A 24,228-nucleotide genomic window follows, 5' to 3' on the forward strand; every position below is an offset into this window, starting at 1 on the left:
CATCAGCTTATCCCTGTGATAGATGCGGGCATCGGAGGGTGAAGCGCGGATGAAGCACTGGGTCAAGACGACGTTGCGCCGCGCGCCGGCCCTGCGCGCGCTCGCCCTGCGCGGGGGCGCCCTGTTCAAGTCGCTGGCCTGCGCCGAACCCGGTCTCTACACCCTGTGCTACCATCAGGTGCCGGAAGACCAGCAGGATCGTTTCGCCGCGCAATTGCGCCATCTCAGCCGGCACGGGGATTTCATCGATGCCGACGGGGCTGCCGAACGCCTCGCCGCGGGCTGGCCCGCCCGCGACCGCGCCTTCCTCGTCACCTTCGACGACGGCTACGCCGACACCTTCGAGGTGGCGCGTCCCGTTCTGCGGGCCCTGGGCATTCCGGGTATCGTCTTCCTGATCAGCGACTGGATCGATGCGCCGCCGGGCACGCCGCCCGGCCTCGACCGGGCGACGTCCCTGGCCCCGAGCGGGCGCCTCTATATGGGACGGGCCGAGATCGCGGCCTGGTGCGCCGACGGTCTCGACATCGGATCCCACACCGCCACCCACTCGCAACTGAGCCGGCTCGACCGGGCGCGGGTCGCCGACGAGATCGCCCGCTCCCGGCGCGACCTCGCCGCCCTCACCGGCCGGGAGATCCGCCATTTCGCCTGCCCCTGGGGTGTCGCCGGCCGCGATTTCGACCCGGAACGGGACCCGGCGCTGGCCCTGGAGAGCGGTTACCGGACCTTCTTCACCACGCGGCGCGGCCGGGCGCTGAGCGCCGCGGATCTGCCGACGATGCCCCGCCACGTGGTCGAGCCGCATTGGCCGGTCACCGATTTCGAGGCCCTGATGGGCGGCCGCAGGACGGGATGGCGGGCGCGCGGCACGGCTTGAGACGAGTTCCGTTCAGAGCCGTATCCAGCCTGATCGCATCCGGCCGGCGCCGCTCGGCCCTTGTTGTGACGCGCTTTCTTTCGACGAGCCGGTGACCCCTTCGTCGGAATGCGCTTTCGCCTTCTGCCTCGTCCGGTTCCGAAAGCCGGTGGTGACCTTTCGGGACGATGCTCTGGGTTCCTGTCTTGGCATCATCTTTTTCCGAAAGCCGGCAACCACCTTTCGGGATGATGCTCTATCCCTGCCGATCGGCGCCGGGCCGGTTCGGGTCCGCGGCGCCTGACTTGAGGCCGCCCATCCATGGCAACCGGTGCGATGCGCCCGATCCTCGTCGTGACCGGGGCGCTCGCCCCCTACACGCATGTCCTCTACGATCATCTGGCCGAACGGCTCGCCGGCCGTGACGGCCGGGCCCTGCATGTTCTGTCCTGCACGCCGCGCGAGAGCGCCCGGCAGTGGGTGATGCCGCCGCCGCGCTTCTATCGTCATGCGGTGCTGCCGGGCCTGCGCTGGCACCGCTCCTCGATCCGGAACCTCTACGTCAACCCGGCGGTGGTGCCGCGGCTCGCCGCCCTCCATCCGGCGGCGGTGGTGCTCAACGACTTCTCGCCGACCATGCTGTTCGCGGCCGGCGCCGCGCGCCTGCGGCGTATCCCGACCCTGATCCGCAGCGACGGGGTGCCCGAGACCGATCCCGGGGAGCGTTCGGCCCCACATCGCTGGCTGCGCCGTGCCATCGTCGCGGGGGCCGCCGCCGGGATCGGGCCGAGCGAGGGCAGCGGCGCCGTGCTCGCCCGCTACGGCTTGCCGGCTCGAAACTTCGTCCTGAGCCCGCTCTTTCCGGCCTGGACGCCGCCCACCCCGCCTCCGCCCGACTGCGAACGGCCCTACGACCTCCTGTTCTGCGGCATGTTGAACGAGGAGGTAAAGGGCGCGCGCTTCTTCACCGACGTGGTGCTCGGCTGCTCGGCCCGCGGCCGGCGCCTGTCGGTCCGGGTCGCGGGGGACGGGCCGCTGCGGACGGAGATGGAGGCGCGTTTCGCGCAAGCCGGACTCTCCGCCCGCTTCGATGGCTTCCTGGGCCAGGAGGCGCTGCCCGAGGTCTACGCCTCGGCCAGACTCTTCCTGTTTCCGAGCCGCGGCGACGTGTGGGGAATCGTCGTGCAGGAGGCGCTCCAGAGCGGGACGCCGGTGCTCGCCTCGCCCCATTCCGGCGCGGCCCGTGGTCTCCTCGAAACCTATGGTTGTGGCGAGGTGCGGCCGATGGCGGTGGCGGATTGGGGCGAGGCGACCCTGCGGCTCCTCGACGACGAGGGCCGCCGCCGGGACCTGCGACGTGCGGCAGAGCGCGCGCTCCCGCACTTCACGGTGGAGGCGGCCGTCGCGGGGTATCTCGATGCCCTCGAGCCCCTTCTGGTGCAGCGCAGCTGACCTCGCCATCCGGTCCGGAGCACGCAATGCGAAGTTGTATCCAGACTTGTTCGCGGCAGGGGGCGGTCTGCAACCGATCCGAGCGGAGGCTACCTTCGACGGCGCAAGCGCAGATACTCGATGTATCCGGCCGGCTCAGGGTCAAACCTCTGTCGATAGTCCGAAAGGCCGCAACTCACCTCTATCGAACTGCCGAGCGTCTCAGGCGGGAGCGATTAACATTCTATATTAAATCGAGAATACATGTATCATATTTGTGATATTTTTACAACATCTTACTAGAAGGTAAACTCGGCAATATCGTCCTTAAAAATTTGCCTTGCTTCGGACGTTTATTTCGAACGATTGTGTTGTTGCGGATCATTCCTCGCCCGCTTGTGTCCGCCTGGCCTCCATGTCTCGCTGGAAGCGTTTCAAAATGGACATAATCAAGAAATTGCGCTGGGAGCGTCCACTTGATCTTGATCGCGGCGAGCCTCAAACTATGACCGTTGCTTCTCACGATGCTTCAAAGCAGGCCGATAGCCTGACGAGTATCCTGCGTCTCGTGCAATCGGATGCCGATGCGAACGCCGCCGTGCCGGTTGCGTCGCCCTCCTCCTCTCAGGATTGGGCGAACCTGATCGACCGCGTGCGGGCCGCCGCCCAGCGGACGCGCGAAGTCGAGGCGCAAGCCCAGGAGCAGGAGCAGCGCGTGCACGAGCTGCTGGAACGCGTTCGTGACGACGTGAAGCTCGCCAGCGAGCGGGTCCGGGCCGCGGAGACCAAGGCGGCCAACGTGCAGGCTCAGGCCGAGCAGCGCATCCGCGCGGCGGAAGAGCGGGCAGAGGCCGCCGAGGAGCGCGCCCGGATCGCCGAGGATTGGCTGAAGCAGGTGCACGAGGCCATCGTCAGCGAGTTCTCGACCCTCACCGAGGTGCCGTCCAAGGCTGCGTGAGACCTCCGCGGTCGTGATACCGGCCGGCGATCGTCCTCGGTGCCGATTGGTCGAGCTGTCAGCGCCGGGCGTCCGTGAACGGCGAGGCCGGTAGCCCGTCCCGCCGCATCTTCGACGGATCGAGGCGAAGCGTGACGCCGCGCTTGGCGGTGAAGCGGGCAAGCGCATCGAGGTCGCCCGGATTCGGGACCGGGCCGTCGAGGCGGGTGTTGAACAGGATGATCTGCCGGCCCGCCTCCGCCTTGTCGGTGAGCGCGAGATCGTCGCTGCCGATGCTCACGTTGTCGACGATCTGGTTGTTGCGCGCCACGCCCGGCTCGTCGTTGAGCGCCTCCGCGAGCTTCGGGTAGCGCATCCGCCAGGGCGGGGCGTCGAGCGGCATCGCGGCGAAGGCGGCTCGGAATTCCGAATCCGCCTCGGTCAGGGACGGCTTCATCCACGTCAGCCCCCGCGCGTCGAGGGCGACCATCGGGCTCGAAGCGACGAAGACGTTGCGGGTGATCGTGTTGTCGCTGCCGCCGCCGATGAAGACCGGCTGCTGCACATCGACGAACAGGTTGCGGCGGATGGTGAAGCCGCTCGCCATATCGTCGAGATAGATGCCCTTCACCTCCATGCCCGGCACGGTGCGGATGTCGTGGATGTAGTTGTCCTCGATGATCGAGCCGCGGGCCGTGAAATCGCGTCCGGCATAGATCGCGCCGGTATCGCTCAGGCCGTGGATCAGGCGGGCCACCTCGTTGCCGCGAAACAGGTGGTCGTTGCCGCGCAGGTAGATGGCGTAGCCGATCGCGTCGGTCATGAGGTTTCCGCTCGCCTCCGCGCCGACGCCGTCGAGTTCGATCGCCGAATTCTGGGTCCGGCTCAGCCGCGAGAAGCGGGTGAAGCGGGTGTCGCGCACGAACAGCCCGCCCCGCTGAAGCGTGGCGCGGTCGCCGCCGACGAGGCGGACCGCGCTCGCGCCGATGTCGTGGACCGTGCAGCCGGAGACGCCGCCCCCGGTCACCCCCTCGAACACCGCCGCACGGCCCGCCGCCCAGGCCATTTCGCTCGCGCGGATCTCGATATCCTCTCCCCCTTGCACGACGACCAAGTCGCCGCGTGCGCGCTCCAGCCGAAGCCGCTCGATGCGCAGGTGCCGCGCGCCATCGGCCCGGATCAGCGTCTCGGCGAGGCTGGCTTCGAGGCTGGCCGCGCCGGGAAACGGCCACGCCAGCAGCAGGCCGCTCTCGCGGTCGCGCCACCATTCACCGGGTTCATCGAGAGCACCGAGCGCGTGGACAAGTCGCATCCGCGCTCCCGCGCGGATGCCCTCGTAGGGCGGCTCCGCCAGTTCGAGCCGACGGCGCTGATCGACACCGGCGACCGGAAGCGTCTCCATCAGCCAATCCCAGCGCCAGAAGCCTTCGGCCCACATCTCCCGCTCCAGGGCCAGATCGGGCAGGCGCGGCGCGTCCTCGGGGGTGAAGTCGAGGCCGCCCGGTGCGGCGGTGGCGACCGTCGCCCAGCCGGAATTCAGCCCGGCGTTCGGCCCAAGGTTGGGCCCAGGGTTGGGCCCAGGGTTGGGCCACTGCGCCGGTCGCAGGGCGCCGTCCGCATCGAAGATCTCGGTAACGCGCGGATGCGTCTCGCGTAAGCGCCGCGGCGCGCGGTAGGCGGGCTCCCGGCGCAAGGCCTCGGGCAGTTGGTAGGCGCGCACCGCGCCGCGGGCCGAGGCGGTTAGCCGCGCGCGCAGGCGCAACGGCAGCGATGCGGGCGCCAGGGGCACGCTGCCGACGAGCCGGCTCGATCCGTCGGCCGCCCCGCGCAGGATCAGGGGCGACCCGGCCTTGCCGGCATGGTCGGGGCCGATCCGGACGGGCACCGAGATCCGGTGCGTTCCGGGTTCCAGCTCGACGACGATCGCCCGCCCCTCCCCCTGACGGCGCAGCGCGGCGACGCGCGCGAGCGCCAGCGGCAGATCCGCGAAGCGGTTGTCGCGACGGGGGCCGAGGTCTCCGGTGGGCGCAACCCGCAGGACCAGCGGCGCTTTTTCCTCGCCGCCCCGAACCTCCGTGGTGAAGCCGAAGAGCGGCGATCCGACGAGGACGGCGGCGAGGAGCGCGGCTGCGCTCCGCATCGCGGGGCTCACCCCTCGGCCTCGGCGTCGGTCATGACGAGCTGCACCCGCGGGTCGCGGCCGAGGGCATCGAGCGCCCGCCGCAGCCGGGCGGTGCCGCTGCGGGTGGCGCTCGCCGTCAGCAGCAGGGCCGGGAAGCGCTGGTCCTGGGCGAGGCGCTCGGCGGCGATGTCGGTGCCGATCAGTCCGATATCGACGAAGACCGTGTCGAACGCGGTCGCCGCCGTCAGGACCGCGCCGGTATAGGCCGCCGTTCCAAGGCGCAGAGCCGCGTCGTCGAAGGGCAGGATCTTGACCCCGGTCGGCCCCTCGACCAGCGCGTCACCGAGCCCCGAATGCGTCCGCAGCACGTCGGCGGCTCCGCGCTTGGCCTTGCTCCGGAGATTGCGCGAGATCATCGCCTCCGGATCGGCATCGACGAGCAGCACCCGCTGGCCGTCGAGTGCGGCCGAAGCGGCGAGGCTGCGCGCCAATTCCGACTTGCCGCCCCGGTCGTCCGCCGAGGTGACGAGGACGATCGTCGGCCGCGTGGCGCCGAAGTCGCGCTGCAGACGGCTGCCGAGGCGGGCCACGGCGACGTCGTAGGCGGTGTCGGCGCGCAGGGACTCGCTGCCCGCCTTGCTCCGCGTCCTGGTCGGCACCTTGGCCGGCAGGGCGGCGATCACGGGGAGCCCTGCGATCTGCTGAAGCCGGCGGCGCGAACCGATCCGCCCCGCGGCCGGCACGGCGAGCAGGGCGAGCGCGGCGCCGAGGCCGAGGCCCGCCGCCAGCGCCGCCGCGAAGATCACCGGGATCGGGGGGCCGAGCCGGCTCGCCGGCAGCGAGGCGGGCGAGATGACGCGCGAGGTCGAGGTGTCGAGGCGCTGCTGCTCCTGAAGCTCGCGGGCGCGGACGAGGAAGGCCTCGTAGATCGCGCGGCTCGCTTCGACCTGCCGCTCCAGTTCGCGCAGGCGCACGAAGCTCTTATCGACGGACAGAGCCTCCTTCTTGCGGCTCTCCAGGGTGGCGGCAAGCGAGGCCTCGTTGGACAGCGCCGACCGGTAGTCGTTGCGCGTGGCTGCCGCGATGCGGCGGATCTCGGCGGTGATGTCGTTGCGCAGGGTCTGCACCTGCAGCTCGCCGGTGCGCAGGGTGGGGTGACGGGGGCCGAGGTTGGACACCGTGTCGGCCCGGGCCGCCTCGACCTGAGCGAGCTGGGCGCGCAATTGCCCGATGGTCGTGGACTGGACGATCTCGGTCACCGAGTTGAGGTCGGCCCGCCCGTTGGCGACCGCCTCGATCTGGGCGAGGCGCCCGCGCAGCTCGCCGGCCCGGGCGCGCGCCGCGCCGAGCTGCTGGTTGAGCTGAGTCAGCGCCTGCTCGCTGACGAGCTGGCCGCGGGTGCCGACGAGATTGTTGGCAGCGCGGAACTTCTGCGCCTTGTCCTCGGCCTGGCGGAGGTCGTCCTGCAATTCGCCGAGGCGGCTCGACACCGCCTCACCGGCCTTGCGGGTGACCTGCGCCTGCGCCTGCGAGACGGTGGTGAGGTAGGTTTCGGCGATCGCCTGGGCGAGTTCGGCGGATTTCCGGCGCTCCTGGCTGGTGACGGCAAGCTCGACCACGAAGCTGCGCTCCAAGCGGCGCGCGGTCGCGCGATCGCGCAGGGTCCGCAGGGCGGTGAGCGTGTCGTCGGCAGGGCCGCCGGCGGTGACGAACAGAGAGGAGAGGCTGCTCTTGAGCGTATCCAGCAGCGAGGAGGGGCGGACGAATTCCGGGTCCTGATCGAGCTTGAACCGATTCACCACCTGCCGCAGCACGTCGTCGGAGATGAGGACGCGGATCTGGCTGTCGACGAGGAACAGGCTCGCATCGCTCGCCTGATCCGAGGGTGTCACGCCGTCCTTGACCACTTGGATGCCGCGCGGGTCGATCAGGATCTGCGTCACGGCGGGGTAGAGCGGCGGCACCAGGACGAGCCACGCCGCTGCCGCCGCCAGGAGCAGCACAGCCGGGGCCAGCACGAGCGCCCAGCGCGCACGCAGGGCCCGCCCAATCTCACGCGGGTCGAGGAACCAGGGTTCAGGCGTCACGTCCGGCTTGCCCGGCTCGGCGCCGACGAAGAATCGCGAAGGCATCCGCTCGATCATCGTCATAGCAAAACTCTCGAACAATACGCGCCTGCGGGTTCAACCGACCTGCAGCAACCGATCCGGTCCGCCATCCCCGTCCCCGAGCGGTCGTCCTGGGACGATCCTTCCCGTTTTGGGACAGTGGCCGCGGGCCGGAGGGTGGTTCGGGTCCGATGCTTCAAGATGTGCGCCAGGATGCGCATCACGCGGGCGCCGCGCGCGGGAGACCGAAGGGGGTCGCGCGCGGAACGGGGGCGGCTGCGTCCGCCGGCTCGCGCCCGAGGGCCCCGATGCGGGCATAGGCCAGCAGCCCCACGAAGGTGAGGACGTTGATGTTCCAGTCCTGAAAGATGCCCGGCGTCGTCATGCCGTTGAAGAGCAGGAAGAACACGCAGGTGGCAACGAAGCGGCGTCCGGGACGGTCGAGCTTCATCCCCCAGCGCAGGGCCGTCCCCAGCACCATCGCGCAGAGGCCGAGCCCGATCAGCCCCGTCCCGGCCCAGGCGCTCAGCAGCATGTTGTGCGAGCTGGAGATGAACACGGCGTCCCGCGACGACGTCTCGGCCAAGGCCGTGACGGGAATGAGGAGCTGGATGAAGCGGTCTCCCGCAGCGTAGCCGGCACCGACGAAGCGGTCCTTCGTCGCCTCGATGAAGACCGGCCAGAAGGTGCCGCGCCCCGTGGCGTCGGCCAGCTCCTCCGTGGGCTTCTGCAGCACCACCGAGACCACGTCGAGCAGGGCCGGGAAGGCGGACAGGCCGAGCATCAGCACCACGAACAGGATCAGGCAGACGGTGAAGGCCGTGTAGCCGAGGAGGCGCAGCCGGCGGTGGCGCGACGCCACCATCATGCCGGGGGCTGCCGCGACGAGCGAGGCGGTGCTCGCGGCCGAGCCGGCGATGACGAAGCCGACGAAGGCGAGCAGGAGGTGGGCGCGCCGATGCGGGATGCGGTCGTCGAAGATGACGAGGAAGGCGTGCGCGGCGCAGAGATAGGGCATCAGGTTGTGCTTGGCCGACGAGAACACGACCCCATGCGCCAAATTGTCGAGGATGATCGGCGTCGTGGCGACCAGCCACGCGACGGTGAACAGCGCGAAGAGGTTGGCGAGCCGACGCTCGATATCGCTGCGGTCGAAGATCAGGATCGAGGTGAGCGTGAAGATCGCCAGTTCGACTGTCCGATAGACGGTGTAGCTCGGCACGATCGACCACGCGGTGCTGAGGCCGTTCACGAGGATCATCAGGGTGAACGGCAGGTACGGCATCGAGAACGCCACCAGCAAAACGCGCCGGTCCACCGCGATCCGCGCCATGAGATAGAGCCCGGTCAGCCCGGTCATGACGATGAGCGCGAGGTTGGAGGCCGTCAGCCCCTGCTCCAGCACCGCGTTGCCGTCCTCCCGCGGGACGTTGAAGACCAGCGGCAGCAGCGCGAAGATCGTCATCAGGGCGAACGGGACCGCCAGCGGACCGTTCAGCGGCCCCATCCGGGTCTCGAGTCTGTGGCGCGCCAGCGGGTAGAGCAGCACGAACCAGACCGCCACCGCGACGACCAAGAGGAAGTTCAGCATTCCGGCGGTTCCATGGAACGGCGTCTCAGTCTGGGCCGGGTGTCGAGAAAGCCGATCTCGTGCCCCGTCGATCCCGTGCGGGCCAACACTCTGTGAAGTCTTGGTTTATGGCGGCTTTCAGGCTGTGAGGCGTGTGCGCGACGCCATGACCACTCGGACCGTCGGCTTACGCCGAGCGCATTCCGGCGAAGTGGTCACCGGATCGCCGCGTTGGGGCTCGCGACGACATCGACCGAAAAACCGCATCGAACCCTGTTTCGACGGGGTCCCGGTTCGAAACGGCGGCCGCTTCGGCGTAAGAGCGCCCTCAGGCACCGAACAGGACGACCTCGGTATAGCTGAGGTCTCCGGTGGCCGGCGGGTTCGGGCCGCGGGCGTATTTCGGGGCGCGGCCCTCGAAGAAGTGTCCGGCCAAGCCCGGCAGCTTGCCCACGGCATCGAGCACGAACCACGGCATGGCGTGGTGCAGCATGAGATGCCGGCCAATCGCGCCGAGGAAGGCGGACAGGTCGAGCGCGGTCGAACGGTAGACGAGCTGAAGGCAGGGCAGGCGCGGCCACCGGGTTTCCCCCGGCCGCAGCTTGATGGCGCGCCGCTGGAAGAGGACGGCCCACGCCTTCTCCCCATCCGAACAGACGAGGCCGATGCAGCCATAGGCGATGTGGTCGGCCACCAGCCGGGCCTCCGGCTCCGGCAACAGGCGCAGGGTCTCCGGCGTGGCCACGCGGACGCGGCGCCCCCGGCCGAGACCGGCGAGCAGCGGCATGACGAGCATCTGGCCCGAACAGACCGGCTTGAAACCGCGCGCCTTGTGCATCTGCCACGTCTGCGGAGCGGGCGAGACATTGGTGTAGGTGACCCGCCGGTCGCGCATGGCGAAGCCGTCGAGCAGGGTGCCCAGCGCGCGGAATTCCGGCAGAACGAACCAGCTCGAGAGGTTGCAGCGCAGATGCGTGCCGGCCTCGTCCGTCACCGTGCGGTAGAGAGCGAGCAGGACGCCGACGATGGCACCGTCCCGTTCCAGCACATAGCCGTAGCGCGGCACGTCGTCGGGCAGCGGCTGGGTGCGGTGCCGGTCGAGCCCGGTCCGCCAGTAGGTTTCGGAGCGATCGGGGAAGCCGACCTGTAACAGTCGCACCACGGATGGAAGGTCATCCTCCTCGATGGTGCGGCAGCGGACCTTGACCCGCGCGCTGCGGGCGCCCTCCTCCGCGAGTGGGACGCCGTCCACGGTCTGGTTCACCCCAATCATCGGCGGCCCCCTCCGGCTCGTCGCGCTGTCCGGCACCCATGTTCCTTCTACGGCTCCGCGCGATCGAACCGTGAGCAAGGTGCGCTTTCGTCCCGCTTGGAGACGCGCGCGAAACTGAGCGAAATCGATGCCAGCCGGCTGATGCCGTTTCGGGATTGCCGGTCTTGTTGACTAGTCTGCTATAGACAATAATTTTCGACCACGCTATTCGGTATCTATTGATTTTCCGTGATTACTCGTGGAGTCAAAGCTCGGATCGGGGTCGCCGGCCGGATTCAGGCCGTGCTGCCGGCGTCGATGGTGAGCACCGTGCCGGTGACGTTGCGGGCGCGGTCCGACATCAGGTAGGCCACGGCGTCGGCCACGTCCTGCGGCTCGGCCAGTCGCTTGAGGGCGCTGCGGTTGGCCACGCGCCCGCGCTCCGCCTCGTCCATCTCGCCGGTCATCGCCGTCTCGATGAAGCCGGGCGCCACCGCATTCACCGTCACGCCCAGCCGCCCGACCTCGCGGGCGAGCGACTTGGTGAAGCCGATCATCGAGGCCTTGGTCGCGGCGTAGACCGACAGGGCGTTGTAGCCGGTGAAGGCGATGATCGAGCTGACATTGACGATGCGGCCGGTGCCGGCCGTCATCATCCCGCGGGCGAGATACTTGGTCAGCACCATCGGCGCGAGGGTGTTAAGGTGGACGAGTTCGGCGATTTTCGAGACCGGCATCGTCGTCAGCAGGCCGGGCGTGCCGAGCGCGGCGTTGTTGACGAGGCCGTAGACCGGGCCGTGCTCGGCCCGGATTCTTTGGGCGAGAGCCTGGAGCGCGTCGATCTCGCCGAGATCGGCGGCCATGAAGGCGATCCGGCCGGGAGCAGCCACTTGCGCTGCCTCCAGCGCCTCGCTCGGGCGCCGGGCCACTGCCACCACGCGAAACCCGTCGGCGGCGAGGGTTTGGGCCATGGCGAGGCCCAGCCCGCGGCTCGCGCCCGTGACGACGACGAGGCGTCCGATCTTGAGATCGCCGTTCACGCGCCCCTCCGCACCAGCTTGCCGCCCGACGTGATCGGCAGCGCATCCACGAACTTCACGCTCGCCGGCACCTTGTGTCCGGCCAAGCGCGGGCGACAATGGGCGATGATCGCCTTCTTCAGCGCTGCCTGATCCGCGTCGGCGTCGGCACGCAGCACCACCTCCGCCTCGACCACCGCGCCGAGGATCGGGTTGGGCCGGGCCCGCACGCGGGACATCGAGACGCCGGGGAAGACGTTGATGACGGTCTCGACCTCCTCCGGCTGCACCTTGGCGCCGCCGACATTGATCACGCCGCTGCGCCGGCCGAGGAAGTGGTAGCGCTCGCCCCTTCGTTCCACGAGGTCGCCGGTGTCGATGAAGCCGTCCTCGGCGATCAGCGCCTCGGGCGCCGCGCCGAGATAGCGACGCCCGGTGCGACCGGAGCGCACGAACAGGCTGTCCGCGCGCACGGTGATCTCGATCCCAGAGCGGGTGCCGATCAGCGCGGCCGGAAAGCCCGCCTGCCCGTCCTCGACGGCAAAGCCGACGCCGCCTTCGGTCGAGGCGTAGGCGTGGGCGATGCGCGCCTCGGGGAAGGCGTCGCGGAGCGCATCGAGGATATTCTGGTCGGCGATCTCCCCCGAGAGCCGCACGTAGCGGGGGCTCAGCCGGTCGAGCGCCGCGCTCATCAGCGCGAGGCGCCAGTGCGAGGGCGTGCCGAGGATGTGGGTGACGCCCGCCGCGCCGACGCGGACGAGATAATCCCGCACCGGCTCGCCCGCATCGGACAACACGAGCGAGGACGGCCCGAGCATCGCCCGCAGGAACACTTGGAGGCCGCCGTAGCGGCGGATGTCGTAGAAGGTGCTCCACACCGTGCCGGGCTCCGGCGCCGCGGCTGTGTTGATGCCGCCGGCGAGGCCTTCGAGGCTGTGAGCGACGAGCTTCGGCGCGCCGGTGGTGCCGGAGGTGGCCAGGGCCCACTCCGTGTCGCGCGGCGTCTCCGCGCGGGCGCGGCAGGCGTGGTCCACTTCGATGCGGGGCAGGCCCGGCAGCGCATCGGGGGCAAGACCCTCGGCATCGGTGACGCAGATTTCCGCCTCCGAATCCGATGCGATCCGGGCGATGTGCTCCGGCGCGAGCTTCGGGGGGACGAGGGCGAGCCGGGCCGCGAGGCCGTCGAGCGCGATCATGGCACGCGCCGCCGCCATCTGCCCGCCGACGGCGAGCAGCACCCGGCGGCCGGCCAGCGCCGCGGTCGCGCCGGCGTCGCGCTCGCCGGAGACGATCCCGGCGAGATCTTTTTTGCTGCGGTGGTCGGACAGGAACAGGCCCTCGAGTCCGCCCGCCGCCAGAAGTCTCTCGCGCAGGATCATCGGGGTCAGGCCGCCTGCCGGGCCGCGGCGCGGTCGTAGAGGGCGACGAGGTCGCCGACCGTCACCGGCAGGTCGGAGGCATCCATCTCGCCGAACGGGTCGGCGCCGGTGAGATCCTCCATCCGCGCGACGAGGAGCGCGAAACAGAGCGAGTCGAACTCGGTGTCGAGCATCACGAGGTCGTCGGTGATCGGCGGCATCGCCTTCTCCTGCTCGGTCGCGATGGCGGCAATCTCGGCGAAGACGGTCTCACGCAGGGACATGGGGGCTCTCCTCAAGCATGGGTTGGGCAAGGGGTGGGGTAGGGCGCGCCGCGGAGGCACACGCCGAAGTCGCGGGCGATCTCGGACAGGATCGGCCGGCCGCGCGGCACCAGCCGCCCGAGGCCGTAGAAGAAATGGATCATGCCGGCGTGGGACGTGTGGACGGCTTCGACGCCCGCCCGCTCCAGGCGCGCGGCATAGGCCGCCCCCTCGTCGCGGACGGGGTCGTATTCCGCCGTGTGGATGCGGGCCGGCGGCAGGCCGGTCAGATCCGCCTCGCGCAGGGGCGAGAGCCGGGGCGACGGCGCGGCGGCGGCGGGGCCGCAGGCCGCAAGGTCGCGCCGGATCGTCGCCTCGTCGAGAAAGTAGCCGCGGGCGAAATCGCGGCGCGAGGGGTAACTGCCGTGCCCGTCGAGCACCGGGCAGATCAGGAGCTGCGCCCGGATCGGGCCGCCGCGCCGCTCCTGGCAGACCCGTGCCGCGAGCCCGGCCCCGGCGGAATCGCCGCCGATCCCGAGCCGGGCCGGGTCGATCCCGAGCGTATCCGCCTGTGTGGCAACCCCATCCATCGCCGCCAGCGCGTCGTCGAGGGCGGCCGGGAACGGGTGTTCTGGCGCAAGCCGGTAATCGACCGAGACGACGCGCAGGGCGCCGGCCTCGGCCAGCACCCGGCAGATCCCGTCATGGGTGTCGAGGCCGCCGGTCACGAGGCCGCCGCCGTGCAGATAGACGAGGCCGGGCCCGCCTTCGCTGCCCTCCGGCGCGTAGAGCCGCGCGGAGAGCGGCCCGGCCGGACCCGGCAGGACGAGATCGCGGGTCGCGACGCCCTCGGCGCTGAGCCCGGCGAGGCGAGCGAGCCCGCGCATCCCCTCCCGGCGGGCGTCGAGGGTGATGCCGTCCGCGCTTCCAAGCGCCATCATGTCGAGGAAGCGGCTGACATGCGGATCGAGCGGCATCGGACGGTGCCTTAACGTCAGAGCTTCAGCGCCGCGCGGACCGAGGCCGGCCACGCGTCGATGCCGGCGCCGTGGGTGGCGAACAGGGCCACCGCGAGGCGGTCCATGCCGAAGGCGACGCAGCCGGTATGGGCGGGCTCGCCGTCCTCCAGGTTGAGGCCCCAGGTCGTCCCGAAATGCTCGCGGTGATAGTTGAAGCTCATGCAGGCCGTGCCGGCGGCCGCACCGCGCAGCGGGATCAGCAACTCGAACTTCAAGGCCTGTTCGAGCTGGCTGAAGGCCATGATCTGGCCGAGCCGACCGAAGAACGGGTCGCTGGCGGTCTCGACCGTGTAGGGGAGCCCGAGTTCGTCGGCCATGGCGGTGGCGGTCGCGATCCAGCTCTCGCGGAAGGCGACGATCTGCTCCGGCGTGCCGATGCGGACGTATTCGCGCATCCGGAAGGATTGCAGCCGGTCGAGATGGCGCGAGGGCTCGCGGCGGAAGCAGTCGCAGGCGACGTCGAAGCGGTAGCCGGTGGCCGGCACCGCGCCGCGGGCGGCGGCGATCGGATAAACGGGATAGCAGGCGGCCGGGGTCAGAACGAGGTCGGCGGTCTCGAGTCCGGTGGTCCAGTCGCCGCCCTCCAGATGCTTGTCGGCCGAAGCGCGGATCTCCGTCTCGGTGCCTTCCAGGCAGGAGACGCAGCCCAGCAGGTTGGGGAAGCTCTTGAGGTAGCCGTGCCGCTCCAGATGCGCCCGGCTCATCACCGGCGGGAAGCGGAAGACCTCCGTGTCGGCCTCGCGCCGTGCCGAGATGAAGGCGGCCAGCGCCTCGACCACCGACTCGTAGGCGCCGGTGCGGGCGTAGACGCCCTGCGCGTTCATCGGCTGGAACATCGCGTCGAACAGGGCGTCGAGCGGGTCGGTCGCGGGCGGGGAGGCCGGCGCGTTCATCACGGGCATGTTCATGGCGGGCAGTCCTTCGGCAAAGGGGGCAGAGGAGCCTCTGCTCCGCCTGTCGGGCGCGAAGAGCGCCCCGCGGAGCGGGCCTCGGCCAAGCCGAGGCGTCGAGGGCAGTGGGAGTCGGGATCGCCGGGCGGCCTCAGGCGCCGAGCGAGGCGGCGACCGGGGACATCAGCGTCGCGGTGGCGAGGTTGGCCATGATCCGGTCGTTGTGGATCATGATCGGCGCCGAGAGGATGTCGCGCAGCGCCCGGCCGATGCTGAACGCGCCGTCCTGGCGGTAGCCCGCGAGTCCGTTGGCGCGCATGGCGCTCGACACCGCCGCGACGGCGAGGTCGGAGACCTCGACCTTGAGCATCGTCAGTGCGGTCTGCACGTCGAGGCCGGCGAGTGCTGCCGGATCGTCCTCGGCCCCCTCGAAGGTGTCGAGCGCCTGGGTGATCAGGGCGCGGGCCTGCTTCAGGCTGGAGACGGCGCGGGCATAGTGCAGCGCGCCGGGCGGGGCGACGCCGCCCGCGCCGCGCATCGCCGTACGGGTGAAGGCCTGGGCGCGGTCGACGGCGGAGGCCGCGATCCCGGCCCAGGCGCTCGACCAGAGGATGTGCGAGACCGGCGTCATGGTCCGGTTGTGGATGTCGCTGTAGCGGGCGGCGAGCACCTGCTCGGGGCGGCCGCGGGCGACGAGGCGGAAGCCGCTGCTGCAGGTGCCGCGCATGCCGAGCGTCTCCCAGCCGCTCAGGCGCTCCAGGGTGTAGTCCTCGCGCAGGAAGACGCAGAGCACCTGGTCGGAGGGGCCGGCCTCGGCCGAGCGGCGGGCGACGGTGACGACGCCGTCGGCTTGCGCGCCGTAGGAGATCACGGTCGCCGCCCGCTCCAGTGTGACGGCGTCGCCGTCGGCCTCGATCGCGGCGGACGAGGAGCGGACATTGCCGCCGCCCTGGCCCTCGGTGGTCGAGGAGGCCATCAGGAGCTGTTCGTCGGCGATGCGGCGCAGCAAGCCGTCCTGCCAGGGCTCGCCGCGGCCATGCCGGATCAGGCAGGCCATCTTGGTCTGGTGCATGGCGAAGATCATCGCCGAGGAGGCGCAGGCGCGGCCCAGCACGTAGCAGATTTCGGCCAGCATCCGGACCGAGGCGCCCTCCCCGCCGAGCTCGATCGGCACGGCCGCACCGAGCAGGCGCTGCGAGCGGAAGGCGGCGACGGCCTCCTCGGGGAAGCGCCCGTCGCGATCCACCGCGTCCGCGTGGGTGGCGGCGATCGCGGCGGCGGCGCTCGCGCGGGTCAGGAGGTCGGCGGCATCGTCGGCGCGGCCGTCCGGCCGGGTCGTGGGCTGCATCGTCATGGCTGGGCTCCGTTGGACTGAAGCCGGCCGGGCCGGCGGCACGTCAGAGATGTTCGCGAGGGGCGGCAGCGTCCGGGACGATCAGGCGCCCGGGCCGCGCACGCTCTCGACCATCCGGGCGATGGTCTCGATCGAGTAGAAGTTCTTCGGCGTCAGGCTCGCCGGCGGGATCATGATGTCGAACTCCGCCTCGACCGCGACCATCAGGTTGACGAGATCGAGCGACGAGAGCCCGACATCGACCAGGGCGTCCGCTCGATCGAATTCCGGCTTGATCGCGTGGCGGGCGGCGATCGCGTAGGCGAGGCCCATGGTGCGATCCGCGATATTGGCCGTCACTGCTTGCGACATTGTCCTTTTCCTTTGGCCTGTGCCGACTGGATTGTTCTGCGACCGCTTCGAATTCAATACAACATGGATTGCGTAGATATTATTGTTGATCATGCGTGGGAAGTGTTTCTTGATATTAAGTACGTTGCTGGTTAATCGGTCTTGTGGTCGGCTGCGCCCCGAATGTCGCCGGTGCCGCGTGCTGCCTGATCCGGTGAGATCCCGATGAAGCGCCCGCCGCCATAGGCCAGGGAGGGCCGCTCCATCGGGTTCAGCCGCACCTCGCGGACCGCGCCCAGCAGGATGGCGTGGCTATGCCGCTCGATGACCTCCTCCAGCGCGCAATCGACGATGGCCTGCGCCTCGGTGAGGCCGGAGGCGCCCGATTCCATGATCGTCCAATCCGCGCCGCGATAGCGGGCGGCGCCCCGCAGCCCGCCGATCCCGGCGAAACGCTCGGCGGTCGCCTGCTGCCCGGCCCCGAGGATGCTGACGCAGAAATGCCGACGCCGGGCGATGACCGGCCAGGTCGAGGAGTTGCGGTTGACGCAGACCAGCATGGTCGGCGGATCGACGGAGAGGGAGACTGCCGAGGTCGCGGTGAGCCCGACCCGGTCCTCGCCGGTTCCGGCGGTGATCACGACGACCCCGCCGACGAGGCGGCGCATCGCCTGCTTGAGGAGCCCCCCGTCGATGGCGGGTTCCGGCGCCCGTGCGGCAGCGGCCATCACGCCCCCCATCCGCCGAGCGAGCCGGCCGAGGTGCAGAGTGTCGATGATCTCCGGTGCGCAAGCATGGTTCGCAATCCGTTCGTCGATCTGAAATGGGACCTTGTGAAACCCGGCCGTTCCGCACCGGTCGAAACCGGACGTTATCGGTTCATTGCTATGGCGTTGCCTGTCCTTGCGGCTCGTCTGTGCAAGTCCAGGGCCCGGCTGGACGGGCCGGAAACTGTTCAGTTCCGGCACGAACCGCAGGATGCGCCGAGGGACGGTCCCGAACCGGGACGCGTCCTGCCGTCAAGCGAGATCGAAGCGATGTCCCAGAGCCCAGACGCCGCCCTCCCCACCCGAAGCCGCGGGCGGAACGCCGCCCAGGCGCTCGTGGATCAGCTCGTGGCCAACGGCGTCACCCACGTCTTCGCGGTGCCGGGCGAGAGTTACCTGCCGGTGCTCGATGCGCTCTACGAATCGGGCATCGCGCTCACCGTCTGCCGCCAGGAGGGCGGCGCGGCGATGATGGCGGAGGCCCACGGCAAGGCGACGGGGCGGCCCGGCATCTGCTTCGTCACCCGCGGTCCCGGCGCCACCAACGCCTCGGCCGGCATCCACATCGCCCAGCAGGATTCGACGCCGATGATCCTGTTCGTCGGCCAGATCGAGCGGGGTCTGCGCGACCGCGAGGCGTGGCAGGAGGTCGATTACCGCGCCGCCTTCGGTCCGATCGCGAAATGGGCCACCGAGATCGAGACCGGCGCGCGGATGCCGGAATACGTCGCGCGCGCCTTCCACACCGCCACCGGCGGGCGGCCGGGCCCGGTGGTGATGGCGCTGCCGAAGGACATGCTGAAGGACGCCGCCGAGGGGCCGCTGGCTCCGCCCTTCGCCGCCATCGAGGCCGCACCCGGCACGGAGGATCTGGAGCGCCTCGCCGCCCTGCTGGCGGAGGCCAAAAATCCCTTCCTGGTGCTCGGCGGCAGCCGCTGGACCGAGCAGGCCTATGCCGACATCCGCCGCTTCACTGAGGCCTTCGACCTGCCGGTCGCCACGAGCTACCGGCGGCTGCCGCTGTTCGACCCGCTGCATCCGAACTACGCGGGCGATCTCGGGCTTGCCGCCAACCCGAAGCTGGTGGCGCGGGCCAAGGCCGCCGACCTGATGATCGTACTGGGTGGCCGCCTCGGCGAGGTGGCGAGCCAGACCTATTCGCTCCTCGACATCCCGGCACCCCGCACCCGGCTCGTCCACATCCATCCCGGAGCGGAGGAACTCGGCCGGGTCTACGTTCCGCATCTCGGCATCACCGCCGCGCCGGCCCGGATGGCGGCGGCTCTGGCGCGGCTCGATGCGCCGGCCTCCGTTCCGTGGGCGGCCGAGACCCGTGCGGCCCATGACGAATATCTGGCGTGGTCGCAGACCCCGACGCCGCAGCCCGGCCCGGTCAATCTCGGGCAGGTGATGGTGCATTTGCGCGAGGCGCTGCCGGAGGATGCGATCCTGTGCAACGGCGCGGGCAACTACGCCGCCTGGATCCACCGCTTCTACCGCTTCCGCCGCCTTGCCACCCATTTGGCGCCGACCTCCGGCTCGATGGGCTACGGCGTGCCGGCGGCTGTGGCGATGAAGCGGGTCTTTCCCGACCGCACGGTGATCTCGGTCAACGGCGACGGCGACTTCCTGATGAACGGCCAGGAATTCGCGACCGCCGTGCAATACGGCCTGAACATCGTCTGCATCGTCGCCGACAATGCGAGCTACGGCACGATCCGTATGCATCAGGAGCGCGATTTTCCGGGCCGTGTTCTCGCCACCGATCTCGTGAACCCGGATTTTGCCGCCTACGCCCGCGCTTTCGGCGGTGCCGGCTTCACCGTGGAACGGACCGAGGATTTCCCGGCGGCGTTGGAGGAGGCCTTGGCGGCGCAGCGCCCGGCGATCATCCACGTCAAGTTTTCCGTCGATGCGATCACGCCGGGCATGAGTCTCACGGCGATCCGCGAGAAGGCGCTGGCGGGCAATTGAGAAAAGGGACTATCTTCGTATCGGGGACGGTTTTGGCAGATTCATTTCCCACGTAGGGGGCACGAGGGTTCGGGCGGTGGGTTTTGTGGTTTGAAATCCGACTTCGGATGCCCGGTCGCGTGGTCTGAAGCGGGTGCGGTGAGTGCCCGCCGGGGGGCGCCTGGAATATCGAAGCCGCTCCCAAGACCGTTCGGGCGAGGGATGCGAGACTCAAGCACGGCCGTTCGGCCCCGGCCGCGAACTAAAATTCGTTTCGTCGCGTTCCTAGCGGCTGATGAGGAGACGACCCGACATGAAGGCGATCTATGCAGTGGCGGCCGTGGGCCTGGGCTTGATGGGTTCCATCGCCTCAGTCTCGGCCCAGCCCTATGGCAGCCGTGACTATGGCTACGAAGAACGCGGCCGAGGCTATGGTGGCCGCGGTGGCGAGTACGAGGAGCGCGGCCGTGGCTATGGAGACCGTGGCTATGGCCGGCGTGATTACGGCTTCGATGAGCGCGAGTATCTGCGCTGCAATCCCGATGTGCTCCGCGCGGTCAGGCGGGGCCAGATGGAATCCGGAGCCGTGCACTACCAGACCTTCGGTCGCCGTGAGCGCAGACGTCTGAGCTGCTGACCGGGATTAGCCTGTGGCGGCTGCAAGGCTTGAACTTTGTACCGCTACGACAACCGCCCGTGCGCGAAATCCCAGTAAAGCTGGCGTGCGAGGCGAAACACCGGCCCTGGCTCGAAACGCACATCATCGAGCCTGGTGACCGGGGCGACCTTGGCGAAGTTGCCGGCGGTGAAGACCTCGTCGGCGCTCAAGAAGTCTTCGTAGCGCAGCGTCTTCTCCACCACCGTGACGCCGGCCCCGCGCAGCAGTGTGAGAACGCGGGCGCGGGTGATGCCGGCAAGGAACGTCCCGTTCGGGACCGGCGTGTAGACCACCCCGTCCCGGACGAAGAACGCATTGGCGTTGGCGAATTCGGCGACGTTGCCGAGCCCGTCGAGCATCAGGCAATTGCCGAAGCCGCGCGACAGCGCCTCGGTCAGCGCCCGCGCCCCATTGGGGTAGAGGCAGCCTGCCTTGGCATCGACGGGGGCGACCTCGATCGACGGGCGGCGGAAGGGCGAGAGCGTCGCCTTGACGCCTGACGGCAGCGGCATCGGCGCCGTGTAGAGCGACAGGCACCAGTTGGTCGAGGCGGGATCGAAGCGCACACCGCCGGCGAAGCCGCTCTCGGCCCAGTACATCGGCCGGATGTAGAGTTCGGCGTCGGCCGAAAAGCGCGTCAGCCCCGCGGCGACGAGGCAGGCCCATTCCTCGACCGCGACCTTCGGCGTGAGCCCGAGGGCCGTGGCCGAGCGGTTGACCCGGGCGAGGTGCAGGTCGAGGTCGGGCGTGACGCCCTCGAAGGCGCGGGCACCGTCGAACACCGTCGAGCCGAGCCACGCGCCGTGGGTGCGCGGTCCCATGATCCGGACGTTGCCGGGGTGCCACGCGCCCTCGAAGAAGGTCCAAGTGTCGGGGGGCGAGGTGTCGTGATCGGGAGTCGTCATCGCGGCCGAGCCTCCGGGATGTGCTGAACAGGCCATCGCTCGAACAGCGATTGCACCGCCAGCCGGGCGCGAAGAGCGCCCCGTGGAGCGGGTTCGGGAGGACGCTCCGTCCTTCCGAATACAGAGCGAAACGAAAGCCGGGGTCGCGGAGGCGTCCCCCGGCGCTCGATACGATCAGGCGGCTTCGAGCTGTCCGCCGGAGCCGGAGCGACGGCTCAGCATCCGCCTGGCCTTGCCGGCGGCGCGTAGGGCGAGTGCCACGACCTTCGGCTGCGTCTTCCGGCAGAAGGCGACCTTCCGCACGTAGCTCTCGACATGCCAATGGCAGACCGCGCCGCGGGGGATGAACAGCACGTCGCCGGCCCGGAAGGTCTTGGCCGGGGAGAGGCCGTCGCTGATCGTGGCCGAGCCGTCGATGAAGTGGATCGTCTCGTCGATGTCGTAGTGCCACTCGAACCGGCCGGCGGTGCAGTCCCAGACCATGGTCCAGGCCATGCCGTCGGCGCTGCGCGAGAGCATGGTGTTGCGGGCCACCGGCTGTCCCTCACGGATCCAGCTCGGCTCGATCGGCGCGGCGCGCAGCTCACCCGAGGTGACGGACGGAATCATCGCTGTGGTCGACACGGCATCCTCGCTGAAGCGCTCTCCGCCGAAGCGGGGCGCCGGCTCGGCGCACGAGAACGCGTTGATGACAAAGGGAGCGGGCGTTCGGGACCATTCCGGAAGCACCGAGCTTATCGGAAATCACGGCTCCGATCGTAAGACAAGTCGATTGTGGGGTTATGACTAACGTGAGGTCCGGCGAAGACTGTCGAGTTTCAGCCTATCTGGCGTTGTACAAAGACTAGGGTCGATCTGGCACGCCTGCCCCGTTTCGAGACAGGGGCCACGCGACAGAGATGTGCCGGGAACGACGGAGCCGTGCGGCCGGCACGGACATGTGCGGGGCGATTTCCCCGTCATCGATGTCGTCAATCAAGACTTGTCGAAGGTCCGCGTCCACAAAGTCTCGCAAGCGATCATCCCGTTCCGGTACGGCAAAGTCTGGTCCAGGCCTTGCGCTCAAGGCCACAACTCCGCGGTTTCGGGACGGCTTCACGACATGCGCAGCGAAACGATCGCCCTTCATGCCGGCTTCGACCACGATCCGGCCACGCACGCGGTCGCTGTGCCGATCTATCAGAGCGTTGCCTATGCCTTCGACAGCGCCGACCACGGCGCCGCCCTGTTCAACCTGGAGGAAGAGGGGTTCCGCTACAGCCGGATCGCCAACCCCACCGTGGCGGTGCTGGAGCGGCGCGTGGCGGAACTGGAGGGCGGCCATTCGGCGCTCGCCGTCGCCTCGGGGCAGGCGGCGCTGCACTACGCCATCGCCACGCTGGCGGATCACGGCGGCAACATCGTCGCGGTGCCCCAGCTCTACGGCACGACGCACACGCTGCTCGCCCACGTCCTGCCGCGCCAGGGCATCACCTGCCGCTTCGCCGCGAGCGATCGGGCCGAGGATATCGCGGCGCTGATCGATGGCGAGACCCGCGCCGTCTACTGCGAGTCGATCGGCAACCCGGCCGGCAACATCTGCGATATCGCGGCGCTGGCGGCCGTGGCCCACGCCCACGGCGTGCCGCTCGTGGTCGACAACACCGTGCCGACCCCGATCCTGATGCGGCCGATCGATTACGGGGCCGACATCGTCATCGCCTCGCTCACCAAGTTCATGGGCGGCCACGGCACCACGCTCGGCGGCATCATCGTCGATTCCGGGCGCTTCGACTGGAAGGCGCAGGCTGACCGCTTCCCGATGTTCACGCGGCCGGACGTTTCCTATCACGGCCTCGTCTACGCCGACCATTTCGGTCCCGGCGCCTTCGCCGCACGGGCGCGCAGCGTCTACCAGCGCACCACCGGCGCCGTGCTGCCGGCGATGTCGGCCTTCCTGCTGCTGCAGGGCATCGAGACGGTGGCGCTGCGGGTCGAGCGCCATGTCGCGAATGCGCGAAAGGTCGCCGAGCACCTGCGGGCGCACCCCCAGATCGCCTGGGTGAACTATGCCGGGTTCGAGGACAGCCCGAACCATCCGATGGCGCGCAAATATCTGAAGGGCGAGGGCTCCTCGCTCCTGACCTTCGGCGTTGCGGGCGGATTCGAGGGCGGCAAGACGTTCTACGACGCGCTGAAGCTGGTGAAGCGTCTCGTCAACATCGGCGACGCCAAATCGCTCGCCTGCCATCCGGCCTCGACCACGCACCGGCAGATGACCCCCGACGAGCAGCGGGTCGCGGGCGTGCTGCCGGAGACGATCCGGCTCAGCGTCGGCATCGAGCATATCGACGACATCCTCGAAGACCTCGACCAGGCGCTCGCCGCCGTGGCCCCCGCCGCACTCGCGGCCTGAACCCTTCCCCAACGCTTTTCGGAGGAGACCCGCCATGCTGGACCACGGCACCCCGATCCGATCCGTGAGCCTGTCCGCGGCGGAGCTGGATCTCGGCGCGCGCGGCGGCGTCGCGTGGCCCGAGCCGGCGCAGCCGAGGCTTCGCGTCGGCCTCCTCAACAACATGCCCGACAGCGCCCTGGTGCAGACGGAGCGGCAGTTCCGGCGCCTGATCGGCCCAGGGGTCGAGCTGCGTCTGTTCAGCCTCGATACGGTCCCGCGCGGTCCCCTCGCCCGCGCCCATCTCGAGCGCTTCTACGAGGCGCAAGAGGCGTTGGCCGGAGCCGGGCTCGATGCCCTCGTCGTCACCGGCGCCGAGCCGAAGGCCAAGCGTCTGGCCGACGAGCCCTTCTTCCCGGCGCTCGCGGCGGTGGTGGAGTGGGCGGATGCGAGCGGCGTCCCGACCCTGTTCTCGTGTCTGGCCGCGCACGCGGCCGTGCTGCACCTCGATGGCATCGAGCGCCGGCCTCTGCCGACCAAGCATTCCGGCGTCTATGCCTGCACGGCGGTCGCCCACCATCCGTTGCTCGCGGGATTGCCGCCGAGCGTGCCGGTGCCGCATTCGCGCTGGAACGACCTTCCCGAACCGGCGCTGACGGCCCGCGGCTACCGCGTCCTGCGGCGCTCCGAACAGGTCGGGGTCGATCTGTTCGTCCGCGAGCGCGGTGCCCCGATGGTCTTCCTTCAGGGCCATCCGGAATATGACGGCGATACGCTCGCCCGCGAGTACCGCCGGGACATCGGCCGCTTCCTCGATGGCGAGCGGGACCAAGCTCCGGCGCTGCCCGAGAATTACTACGCCGACGAGGCCGTCCTGCGTTTCGACGCCTTTGCCGCGGTGGCACGGGCCTATCGCTCGCCGGCCCTGCATGCCGACTTTCCGACCATGGCCGAGACCCCGCCCCGTCCGGCCGATTGGCAGGAGGCCGCCGCCGGTCTGTTCCGCAACTGGCTCGCGCTGGTCTCGGACCGCGTTGCGCTCGCCGCGTGAGAGCGCCC

General features: G+C 69.7%; 21 protein-coding genes. 7 read left to right on the forward strand and 14 right to left on the reverse strand.

Features of this window, described 5'->3' with window-relative positions; all coding sequences use genetic code 11:
• The first annotated feature begins 49 nt into the window (after nt 1-49).
• The 3 genes from E4V01_RS11600 (at nt 50) to E4V01_RS11610 (ending at nt 3,248) form a co-directional block, all read left to right on the forward strand.
• Nucleotides 50-880: a polysaccharide deacetylase family protein gene (locus E4V01_RS11600; RefSeq protein WP_060771844.1), complete on the forward strand. Its 831-nt coding sequence runs from the start codon at nt 50-52 to the stop codon at nt 878-880.
• Nucleotides 881-1,180: 300 nt separating this feature from the next.
• Nucleotides 1,181-2,311: a glycosyltransferase family 4 protein gene (locus tag E4V01_RS11605; protein WP_135298430.1), complete on the forward strand. Its 1,131-nt coding sequence runs from the start codon at nt 1,181-1,183 to the stop codon at nt 2,309-2,311.
• A gap of 484 nt (nt 2,312-2,795) precedes the next feature.
• A complete protein-coding gene (locus E4V01_RS11610; RefSeq protein WP_245517518.1) occupies nt 2,796-3,248 on the forward strand; it encodes a hypothetical protein in 453 nt (150 codons plus the stop codon).
• Between the two features lie 58 nt (nt 3,249-3,306).
• Here E4V01_RS11610 and E4V01_RS11615 read toward each other — a convergent pair whose 3' ends face one another.
• From E4V01_RS11615 to E4V01_RS11670, 12 genes are all read right to left on the reverse strand, one after another.
• Complete coding sequence (locus E4V01_RS11615; RefSeq protein ID WP_135298431.1) at nt 3,307-5,367, reverse strand: right-handed parallel beta-helix repeat-containing protein; 2,061 nt, start codon at nt 5,365-5,367, stop codon at nt 3,307-3,309.
• A gap of 8 nt (nt 5,368-5,375) precedes the next feature.
• Nucleotides 5,376-7,499 (reverse strand): exopolysaccharide transport family protein, encoded by a 2,124-nt coding sequence (locus E4V01_RS11620; RefSeq protein ID WP_135298432.1) that lies wholly within the window; start codon nt 7,497-7,499, stop codon nt 5,376-5,378.
• A 178-nt stretch (nt 7,500-7,677) separates the two neighbouring features.
• Nucleotides 7,678-9,048, reverse strand: coding sequence for an O-antigen ligase (locus E4V01_RS11625; RefSeq protein WP_135298433.1), 1,371 nt, complete (start codon nt 9,046-9,048; stop codon nt 7,678-7,680).
• A gap of 307 nt (nt 9,049-9,355) precedes the next feature.
• A complete protein-coding gene (locus E4V01_RS11630) occupies nt 9,356-10,300 on the reverse strand; it encodes a hypothetical protein (protein ID WP_060771850.1) in 945 nt (314 codons plus the stop codon).
• A gap of 275 nt (nt 10,301-10,575) precedes the next feature.
• Entirely contained in the window at nt 10,576-11,319 is a 744-nt protein-coding gene (locus tag E4V01_RS11635; protein ID WP_135298434.1) for an SDR family NAD(P)-dependent oxidoreductase, read from the reverse strand.
• Complete coding sequence (locus E4V01_RS11640) at nt 11,316-12,677, reverse strand: fatty acid--CoA ligase family protein (protein ID WP_135298435.1); 1,362 nt, start codon at nt 12,675-12,677, stop codon at nt 11,316-11,318. The genes E4V01_RS11635 and E4V01_RS11640 overlap by 4 nt, the downstream gene beginning before the upstream one ends.
• A gap of 5 nt (nt 12,678-12,682) precedes the next feature.
• Entirely contained in the window at nt 12,683-12,940 is a 258-nt protein-coding gene (locus tag E4V01_RS11645; RefSeq protein ID WP_135298436.1) for an acyl carrier protein, read from the reverse strand.
• Nucleotides 12,941-12,951: 11 nt separating this feature from the next.
• Nucleotides 12,952-13,896 (reverse strand): alpha/beta hydrolase, encoded by a 945-nt coding sequence (locus E4V01_RS11650; RefSeq protein WP_135298437.1) that lies wholly within the window; start codon nt 13,894-13,896, stop codon nt 12,952-12,954.
• Nucleotides 13,897-13,913: 17 nt separating this feature from the next.
• Complete coding sequence (locus E4V01_RS11655) at nt 13,914-14,846, reverse strand: amino acid--[acyl-carrier-protein] ligase (protein WP_135298438.1); 933 nt, start codon at nt 14,844-14,846, stop codon at nt 13,914-13,916.
• Between the two features lie 133 nt (nt 14,847-14,979).
• Nucleotides 14,980-16,182 (reverse strand): acyl-CoA dehydrogenase family protein, encoded by a 1,203-nt coding sequence (locus E4V01_RS11660; protein ID WP_135298439.1) that lies wholly within the window; start codon nt 16,180-16,182, stop codon nt 14,980-14,982.
• 81 nt (nt 16,183-16,263) lie between these two features.
• Entirely contained in the window at nt 16,264-16,533 is a 270-nt protein-coding gene (locus E4V01_RS11665) for a phosphopantetheine-binding protein (protein ID WP_060771855.1), read from the reverse strand.
• 131 nt (nt 16,534-16,664) lie between these two features.
• The gene (locus E4V01_RS11670) at nt 16,665-17,240 is read right to left on the reverse strand and encodes a flavin reductase family protein (RefSeq protein WP_245517520.1); all 576 of its coding nucleotides are present in this window, start codon (nt 17,238-17,240) and stop codon (nt 16,665-16,667) included.
• 309 nt (nt 17,241-17,549) lie between these two features.
• Between E4V01_RS11670 and E4V01_RS11675 the strand changes: the two genes are divergently transcribed.
• Together E4V01_RS11675 and E4V01_RS11680 are read left to right on the forward strand one after the other, a co-directional pair.
• A complete protein-coding gene (locus tag E4V01_RS11675; protein WP_135298441.1) occupies nt 17,550-19,253 on the forward strand; it encodes a thiamine pyrophosphate-binding protein in 1,704 nt (567 codons plus the stop codon).
• 292 nt (nt 19,254-19,545) lie between these two features.
• On the forward strand, nt 19,546-19,869 hold the full coding sequence (locus E4V01_RS11680; protein ID WP_083530942.1) for a hypothetical protein: 324 nt from the start codon (nt 19,546-19,548) through the stop codon (nt 19,867-19,869).
• Between the two features lie 44 nt (nt 19,870-19,913).
• On the opposite strand, the gene E4V01_RS11685 is transcribed toward E4V01_RS11680, so the two are convergent.
• Nucleotides 19,914-20,795, reverse strand: coding sequence for a branched-chain amino acid aminotransferase (locus E4V01_RS11685; protein WP_135298442.1), 882 nt, complete (start codon nt 20,793-20,795; stop codon nt 19,914-19,916).
• Nucleotides 20,796-20,969: 174 nt separating this feature from the next.
• Nucleotides 20,970-21,404: a cupin domain-containing protein gene (locus E4V01_RS11690; RefSeq protein ID WP_060771860.1), complete on the reverse strand. Its 435-nt coding sequence runs from the start codon at nt 21,402-21,404 to the stop codon at nt 20,970-20,972.
• Nucleotides 21,405-21,897: 493 nt separating this feature from the next.
• Between E4V01_RS11690 and E4V01_RS11695 the strand changes: the two genes are divergently transcribed.
• Both E4V01_RS11695 and E4V01_RS11700 read left to right on the forward strand, forming a co-directional pair.
• Nucleotides 21,898-23,190 carry an O-acetylhomoserine aminocarboxypropyltransferase/cysteine synthase family protein gene (locus E4V01_RS11695; RefSeq protein ID WP_060772421.1) on the forward strand — a complete coding sequence of 431 codons (1,293 nt, stop codon included), beginning with the start codon at nt 21,898-21,900 and terminating at the stop codon, nt 23,188-23,190.
• A gap of 34 nt (nt 23,191-23,224) precedes the next feature.
• Nucleotides 23,225-24,220, forward strand: coding sequence for a homoserine O-succinyltransferase (locus E4V01_RS11700; protein ID WP_135298443.1), 996 nt, complete (start codon nt 23,225-23,227; stop codon nt 24,218-24,220).
• Nucleotides 24,221-24,228: the final 8 nt, after the last annotated feature.

Origin of the sequence: Methylorubrum sp. Q1, from assembly GCF_004683995.1 — a bacterium.
GTDB lineage: Bacteria > Pseudomonadota > Alphaproteobacteria > Rhizobiales > Beijerinckiaceae > Methylobacterium.

What these genes read in the sequence shown, in the direction of transcription:
- E4V01_RS11680 (WP_083530942.1), top strand. Translation starts at nt 19,546, where the DNA reads ATGAAGGCGATCTATGCAGTGGCGGCCGTGGGCCTGGGCTTGATGGGT.
- E4V01_RS11630 (WP_060771850.1), bottom strand. Translation starts at nt 10,300, where the DNA reads ATGATTGGGGTGAACCAGACCGTGGACGGCGTCCCACTCGCGGAGGAG.
- E4V01_RS11625 (WP_135298433.1), bottom strand. Translation starts at nt 9,048, where the DNA reads ATGCTGAACTTCCTCTTGGTCGTCGCGGTGGCGGTCTGGTTCGTGCTG.
- E4V01_RS11605 (WP_135298430.1), top strand. Translation starts at nt 1,181, where the DNA reads ATGGCAACCGGTGCGATGCGCCCGATCCTCGTCGTGACCGGGGCGCTC.
- E4V01_RS11695 (WP_060772421.1), top strand. Translation starts at nt 21,898, where the DNA reads ATGCGCAGCGAAACGATCGCCCTTCATGCCGGCTTCGACCACGATCCG.
- E4V01_RS11640 (WP_135298435.1), bottom strand. Translation starts at nt 12,677, where the DNA reads ATGATCCTGCGCGAGAGACTTCTGGCGGCGGGCGGACTCGAGGGCCTG.
- E4V01_RS11690 (WP_060771860.1), bottom strand. Translation starts at nt 21,404, where the DNA reads ATGATTCCGTCCGTCACCTCGGGTGAGCTGCGCGCCGCGCCGATCGAG.
- E4V01_RS11660 (WP_135298439.1), bottom strand. Translation starts at nt 16,182, where the DNA reads ATGACGATGCAGCCCACGACCCGGCCGGACGGCCGCGCCGACGATGCC.
- E4V01_RS11665 (WP_060771855.1), bottom strand. Translation starts at nt 16,533, where the DNA reads ATGTCGCAAGCAGTGACGGCCAATATCGCGGATCGCACCATGGGCCTC.
- E4V01_RS11675 (WP_135298441.1), top strand. Translation starts at nt 17,550, where the DNA reads ATGTCCCAGAGCCCAGACGCCGCCCTCCCCACCCGAAGCCGCGGGCGG.
- E4V01_RS11610 (WP_245517518.1), top strand. Translation starts at nt 2,796, where the DNA reads ATGACCGTTGCTTCTCACGATGCTTCAAAGCAGGCCGATAGCCTGACG.
- E4V01_RS11655 (WP_135298438.1), bottom strand. Translation starts at nt 14,846, where the DNA reads ATGAACATGCCCGTGATGAACGCGCCGGCCTCCCCGCCCGCGACCGAC.
- E4V01_RS11650 (WP_135298437.1), bottom strand. Translation starts at nt 13,896, where the DNA reads ATGCCGCTCGATCCGCATGTCAGCCGCTTCCTCGACATGATGGCGCTT.
- E4V01_RS11670 (WP_245517520.1), bottom strand. Translation starts at nt 17,240, where the DNA reads ATGGCCGCTGCCGCACGGGCGCCGGAACCCGCCATCGACGGGGGGCTC.
- E4V01_RS11700 (WP_135298443.1), top strand. Translation starts at nt 23,225, where the DNA reads ATGCTGGACCACGGCACCCCGATCCGATCCGTGAGCCTGTCCGCGGCG.
- E4V01_RS11645 (WP_135298436.1), bottom strand. Translation starts at nt 12,940, where the DNA reads ATGTCCCTGCGTGAGACCGTCTTCGCCGAGATTGCCGCCATCGCGACC.
- E4V01_RS11685 (WP_135298442.1), bottom strand. Translation starts at nt 20,795, where the DNA reads ATGACGACTCCCGATCACGACACCTCGCCCCCCGACACTTGGACCTTC.
- E4V01_RS11600 (WP_060771844.1), top strand. Translation starts at nt 50, where the DNA reads ATGAAGCACTGGGTCAAGACGACGTTGCGCCGCGCGCCGGCCCTGCGC.
- E4V01_RS11615 (WP_135298431.1), bottom strand. Translation starts at nt 5,367, where the DNA reads ATGCGGAGCGCAGCCGCGCTCCTCGCCGCCGTCCTCGTCGGATCGCCG.
- E4V01_RS11620 (WP_135298432.1), bottom strand. Translation starts at nt 7,499, where the DNA reads ATGACGATGATCGAGCGGATGCCTTCGCGATTCTTCGTCGGCGCCGAG.